Source organism: Caldivirga sp. (genome assembly GCF_023256255.1).
Lineage (GTDB): Archaea > Thermoproteota > Thermoprotei > Thermoproteales > Thermocladiaceae > Caldivirga.
Genome location: NZ_JAGDXD010000010.1, coordinates 1 through 6,345, shown reverse-complemented (window position 1 = coordinate 6,345; position 6,345 = coordinate 1). Strand labels below are relative to the sequence as shown.

5 protein-coding genes are annotated in these 6,345 nt (G+C 41.8%); 2 read left to right on the top strand and 3 right to left on the bottom strand.

Going from position 1 to position 6,345, the window contains the following annotated elements:
* The coding region (locus Q0C29_RS01600; RefSeq protein ID WP_291998913.1) for an ABC transporter substrate-binding protein at positions 1 to 2,047 on the bottom strand (2,047 nt) is incomplete at its 3' end.
* 279 nt (positions 2,048 to 2,326) lie between these two features.
* On the opposite strand from Q0C29_RS01600, the gene Q0C29_RS01595 reads away from it, so the two are divergent.
* The gene (locus tag Q0C29_RS01595; RefSeq protein ID WP_291998912.1) at positions 2,327 to 4,468 is read left to right on the top strand and encodes a hypothetical protein; all 2,142 of its coding nucleotides are present in this window, start codon (positions 2,327 to 2,329) and stop codon (positions 4,466 to 4,468) included.
* 97 nt (positions 4,469 to 4,565) lie between these two features.
* Here Q0C29_RS01595 and Q0C29_RS01590 read toward each other — a convergent pair whose 3' ends face one another.
* On the bottom strand, positions 4,566 to 5,597 hold the full coding sequence (locus Q0C29_RS01590; RefSeq protein ID WP_291998911.1) for a hypothetical protein: 1,032 nt from the start codon (positions 5,595 to 5,597) through the stop codon (positions 4,566 to 4,568).
* A gap of 65 nt (positions 5,598 to 5,662) precedes the next feature.
* A complete protein-coding gene (locus tag Q0C29_RS01585; protein WP_291998910.1) occupies positions 5,663 to 6,028 on the bottom strand; it encodes a hypothetical protein in 366 nt (121 codons plus the stop codon).
* A gap of 100 nt (positions 6,029 to 6,128) precedes the next feature.
* Here Q0C29_RS01585 and Q0C29_RS01580 point away from each other — a divergent pair.
* The coding region (locus Q0C29_RS01580; RefSeq protein ID WP_291998909.1) for a hypothetical protein at positions 6,129 to 6,345 on the top strand (217 nt) is incomplete at its 3' end.

The following is a 6,345-nucleotide window of genomic DNA, read 5'->3' as shown; positions in this document are numbered from 1 at the left end:
AGTATGAGGCTACACAAGCCTGCAACTGAGGATCAGGACTCGGCAAACCAATGAACGCAGCATACTGAGGATACTTACTCCACAGTGAACCATTAATGATGGCCTGGGCAATAGGCGGAATAAAGCCAGGTGGGGCAACGCCGCCGAAGAAGAATGGGTCTGGAAGCCAGGTCGTTGACATACCCATAATCATCTGTTGGGCCGATGGATAAACCACCAGGTCTGCTATCAGGTGCGGTAGGCATGCATACGCCCATGTGAAGTCGAAGTAGTTCGGGTTATATTGAATTGGCTCAAGCTTAGCACCCCAGATGAACTGCGGATCATAATACTCCCACCACGCTATCCAAGCCTCAATAGCCTTCTCGTAATCAGGGCTACCAGGCGCTGCCGCGGCAATAACTGTTTGGACGTTTGACAAGTTAATGTAGCCGAACGTAGAGTTAACGCACCAGACTAAGGTATTGTTAATTGGTGGCGGTAGGTTCGTTGATAATGGCTGGCAGTACCAACCGATAAGCTGATGATTAACAACCCTAGGCCATGCAAAGGGCCAGGCTAGGGATGTATTAAACACGTTGCCTACAAAGTATGTCCACACGGATGTGTGGGGCCACTGAGTCCAGGCCGTAATGTAACTATTCACCTTGGGGCCAAACCACTCAACGGCCTGGAACTCACCGTTAGGTATTAGTTTCCCAACAAGTGTATCATGCTCTATTGCAACCGTCTTAGTCGGTATGCCGAATGCCGTAAGCTCCTCTGCTGCGAAGGATGCTGGAACTATTTGATTTGTGAAGCCTGCAGGCATTAGAAGCGTTAATTGCAGTGGTGTCCCATTTGGAGTGTACCATTGCCCATTCTTCTGGTAAAAACCTAGGCTTTCAAGAATCTGCGCAGCCTCAGTAGTATTGTACTTATATGTAAATAACATATTTGCTATGGTCTGCGGGAATGTGGATAAGGTATATTGTGCTGCTGGGATATTATAGCTAGCAGGTAACAGTGATTGCAAACCCCACGACGCAGCCATAGCTGTTGTATTAAGTACATAGTATAGTATTCTCCTCACCTGCGGTATGTTCCAGGGGTAGTAGCTAGGGTTGATTGTTATGCCGTATATGTCGTATGAGTATATTGTGAAGACGTCAATACCCTTACTCTCAAGTTCAGCATTCTGCTGGGGCGATAGGAAAACGTAGATGAATTGAGCCTGCCCAGACATAATCGTGGTCATTGCCTGGGTATTCCCACCTACGAATAGCGATACAACAGTTGGGTAATATGTGAATGAATTGAGCGGATAAACCTCCTCCCACCTCTGGAATAGATCCGGTGGTACTAGGGTTATTGTAATGTAGTTTGAGCCAACCTTAGAGACATAGTATGGACTTATGCTCCAGTAAGGCGCCACGAAGGTTGTAATATTCCTATGTGCAAAGGCCAGCGCCTCACCCCTATTCGTAATATTCTTTAAAGCGTCCACAGCCCACTTCCAAACCGGGTAAGGTGTGAACATGTGGTATGTGAGTAGGTAAATCCATTCTGTTGGTGACCATTGTTGGAATAGGAATTGTATTGTGTAGTTGTTGATTACTCTAATGTCCTCGTCAGCATATTGAAACTGCATGAATGGGTAAAACCATCCAAAGCCCTTAACGCCGATGTAGAATTCTGCGTAAACGTCCCATGCGGTGAAGGGTATTGTTGCTGAACCATTAAACCAATACAAGCCACGCCTAAGATAAACAGTCAAAACACCAGAACCATTAGGCAAAACCCTAATCGTCCAATTCTCAGCCAGGGCTGGGAAGAATTGTCCAGTTATAGGGTTATAGTAGGCTAGGGGCACGTAGGTATCGTATGCGCCTATGTCATTGCCGACCGTGTGGGATACGAATAGGTTCCAGTTCGGTGCACCAGGAACGTAAAGAAGCGTTGAAGATACCGCCTGCGTTATCGTGTAACCCTCTGCAAGAGATACTGTAGCAACAGCCATAGCTATAGCCATTGCCGCTACCAATATCGCATGAGATATCTTCTTCATAGTAGTTTAGGTTCACACGCATTTATTAACATGTATTCACACAACGTACATGGCATATTATTTTACTTAGCTTCAATAGTTAAAAAGAGTAAACCTAATAATTACTAGGCGTCAAATACTATATATTGCCTTTAGGAAATGTTACACCCTGGATTTTATGAACAGCTGGTAACTGTTCAAGCCCCATCATTAGGCTTAGTTTAGTGGGTCCACTTAAATTAACCTTCTGTAGTTTGATCTGTTTAAATTGGTTTAAAAGCCAGGGGAAGTTTGCTGCAAATGGTTAACCTGGCTAGGTGGGGTGATTTAAGGCTGGTTGCTTTCGATGATGAAGTCTCATGGGAGCTTATACTCAGGGATGCATTAATGCTTAAGTCATCGCCAATGGTTAAGGGCGGTGGCCTAACATATGCTGGCGGTATACGTAGCGCTGGTGAGGATAAGTTAGGTAAATACACTTCATATGCAATTGATGGGGAGGCTCAATCAGTAAAGGCGTTATATGTGGTTAAGGCTTATTTAAACGAACCAGTGGTAATATCTAGCGTTTTATTTAAGGTAAGTGTAGAAAGGGGCGTTGGTGGTGAGGATGATGTAGATACTGCATCGTTCAATGCGCAGGTTTTCTTAGACAGATTCTTCGGGTATACGCCTTATAATTGGGTTAAACCAATCTTCATTAAGCTCAATGAATCGGCTGGTGGAGTGGTATTGGGTTCCTTCGGAATGTTCATCGATTCTAAAAGCCTATCAACGGTAGTTGCCTCAGCCCTTGAGCCTAGGGCACCGCAGCTACTTAAGTTAAGTGCAAGTGGTGTTGGGTTTAGGGCTATACTGGGGTTGAGTGGGACTATTGGTAGGGTTCCTGAGGGGTATGTATTATCGTCAATAATCGTCTACGGTAATTCACCCAACGAGGCCTTATTCAGGTGGGGTCGTTGGATTAGGGCTCTCTACGGTAGGTCTAAACCCTCCATAGAGGCTAATATTGATTACTTGAATTCCCTCCAATACTGGACTGATACAGGTGGTATGTACTGGTATAGGACGTTACCCGGCATGAATTATGCTCAAACCATGCTTGAGATTAAGAGGTATATGGGTGAGAACGGTATAGGTGTTAAGTATTACCAGGTTGACTCATGGTGGTACCCAAAGAATCCTGAAGATGGGGGTGCATTAGAGTACCATGAGGTTCCTGAATTAGGCAGCGACCTTGAGTCACTCTCAAGGGTACTTGGTTCAATAATAAGCCTACACATTAGGTACTTATCAAGGACATCACCATACGCTCAACGGTACCAGTCAAGGATCGTTAAGAACGCAACATGCATAACTCAGCCTGAGGGCTACTTCAATGATTTAGTTAAGTCACTTAAGAGTAAGGGGGTCTACTCAATTAAGCATGATTGGTTAACCACTCTTAGGCAGAGGTGTAGTGAAGTCTATATGAGCGAGCCTGGTGCGCTTGAAAGGTACCTTGACGCTTTATTTAATGCCGCTGAAAGGTACGGTATGTTGATTGAACTATGTATGCCTGACCTATACCACTACTTCATAGGGGCTAAGCATGATTCAGCATTAATGATACGCACAAGCCCTGATTACGGATCCTCAACACCCAAGCATCTACTACTGTACTATAATGTATATAACTCAATGCTCGCAATGCAGTTGGGTTACGCACCATTCTTTGACGTCATGGTAACAACGGATCATCATGCCTACGCTGATCTACTGGCTAGGGTGTTATTCTTCTCGGCAGTGGGTATTGGTGACGCCATTGATAAGGACCCGTACTGGAGGAGGGGTGTTAATGTTAATTTACTAAGGAGGTTCCTGACCCCGCAATGGATTGTACTTAGGCCTGATGAACCAGCTAAGTTAACTGATGAAATGTATATAAATGATCCATATACTGAACCAGTACCATTAACCACCTTAACCAGTGTGAGGGATATTACTTTAATTACCTTATTTAATGTACATAGGGATCTTGACCAAGTATACTATATACTGGAGCCCAGTAAATTAGGCTTACCTAAGAACTCAGTCCTACTGAGGATAAACACGATGACTACTCATGAGGGTAAAGTGGAGGGATACGTGAGGAAGGCTGAGCCACATTTAATCCTTGCATTCAATGATTCAAGTAAACCAAGGGTAATTGGGTTAACTAAGTACGCATTAATGCCAGTCTCAGTGAGCAAGATTAATGAGGAGTACTCAGGGTCACTTTATAAAGCCACCTTAACACTTGTTGAACCTGGTGAAACCCTCGTTTACTCACCCAGTAGGCCAATTAGCGTTAAGGTTAATGGGATCTCGATTAACTATGATTATGATGAATTAACTAAACTACTGCTAATTAACATACAGCACACTGAGGCGGCGCTGGAGTTAACCCTCCCCTCAACTTGAAGGTGCTTCACATAATATTTATTTAGCCCAATACCGAGAATATTATTGATGATGAAGTGCGTGAGGAGGGATTAAATGACCACTTCCAGGCTGCTGACTAATTATGAGCCCTTAAGGGTAACATTAACCCTAATGCTATAGGTATTACTAATGCTGCAATCACCTCATATAAGGCTACTCCACTTGATTGAGCCAATACCGTGTAAATCCCATAAACCATTATAAGTGATGAAACAATTGATAACATTAAGTAAGTAAACTTCATAACGCCTCTTCTCTTATTAAAGAAGCCACTTCTGCTTAGGTAGATCCATGAAACTGAAAATGAAATTAATAAAGTTAGGTAAAGGGCGGCCACTGAGGGAACTATTGTAATGTTGTAGAATTCATTATAGTTAATTAGGCTTACTGCATCAAGCAGGATAACTAATGCTGGTATCATTAACCTAATTCGCCTTATACCTAAACCATGGTGAAGCAAGTTGTATAAAGCAGTGTATTCCGCTATGATTAACCCTACATAGCCTAAACTGGTTAATTGACTCAATATGAATGATGCCTTAAAGAAGCCGCCAATAATCATCAGCACTGATGATGACACAAAAGCATATAGAACGTACTTAGACAAACTGGTGTAACCGTTGGCGTATGGTATTAATGTTATGCACACTATGAGTAAACTTGATGAGAGTATATTAGTGAATAAGTAATGTGGCGCTGGACCAACAGTGGCTATTGATTCAATCCAACCCAATTGAGGTATTGGCAATGCTAAGATTATTTGAGCAACTGATAATATAAATAATGTTAAGTATGATAATTCTATTACTACTAGTGTAGAGAATAAAATGGGTAATATTATGGTTAATGCATTAGCCACCGAGTTAGGTAATTTAAGTACCATATAATCTACATAATCCACAGTGTAAACAATGTAGAGGAAGTAGCTTAATAACCAGCTATACAATTGAATACTTCCAAGCCTAGTGGAGACTACCCTAGTATAGTGGAATAATCCATCAGGCCCCCAATAAGTGTTAACATATGCATACACAATTAATGCCAGGGGTAATGTTAAGAAGACAGTGGGTAATGTAACTAGTATTGATTCATGAAGGGAAGCCAACACTAAAGGAGCTGTTGTGCTTAGTGAAAAACCAAAAATAGCTAGTCTACTTTTGGTTAAGTCCATAATTAATGCCTTCTAGTCAGTATCCATAATGCTGTTACTAGGAATATTAAGGCAATATCAATAATAGCAACTATTATTACCAAGGGATCTATTACCGGTATTCTATATCCCAATACGGGTGCTGGAAAGATCCTTGACCCAGTCAAAAGTATGTAATTAATCCATGAGTAAACCAGCACTGGTATGAACATTACCATTATATTCAATAAAACCAATACTGCTGCTACTACTGATAATATAGCATCAACTATGAAGAATAAACCTATTAATGCTAGGAAATGAATTATACTAAGTCCATATATTATATGCAGAATCGCCCAAACAATGAAAAGTACACCAATAATTACCCTAAGATACACTAACCTCATGAACCTCCTTGCTATTAAGTAATTTATAAGGATAGTCCGTATGTTAAAAATGCATGAACACTTGAATAAAGTATATCTTTATAATGAAGGTTAATGACTTATGGTAACAAAGGTAAGGAGCGGAATCGGTGGGGTTGAGGTTGCTATGGCAGTTATATCAGCGGTAATAATAATCATGGGTGCCTTATTCATGGTAATGGCTTACTCAAGTTATCATGAAGCTAATCATAAGGTTACCACTACAACATTTACCACCACATCCACCGCAACTACTACCACTAACTCAACTACCACAACAACTAGCACCAGTAAGGAAG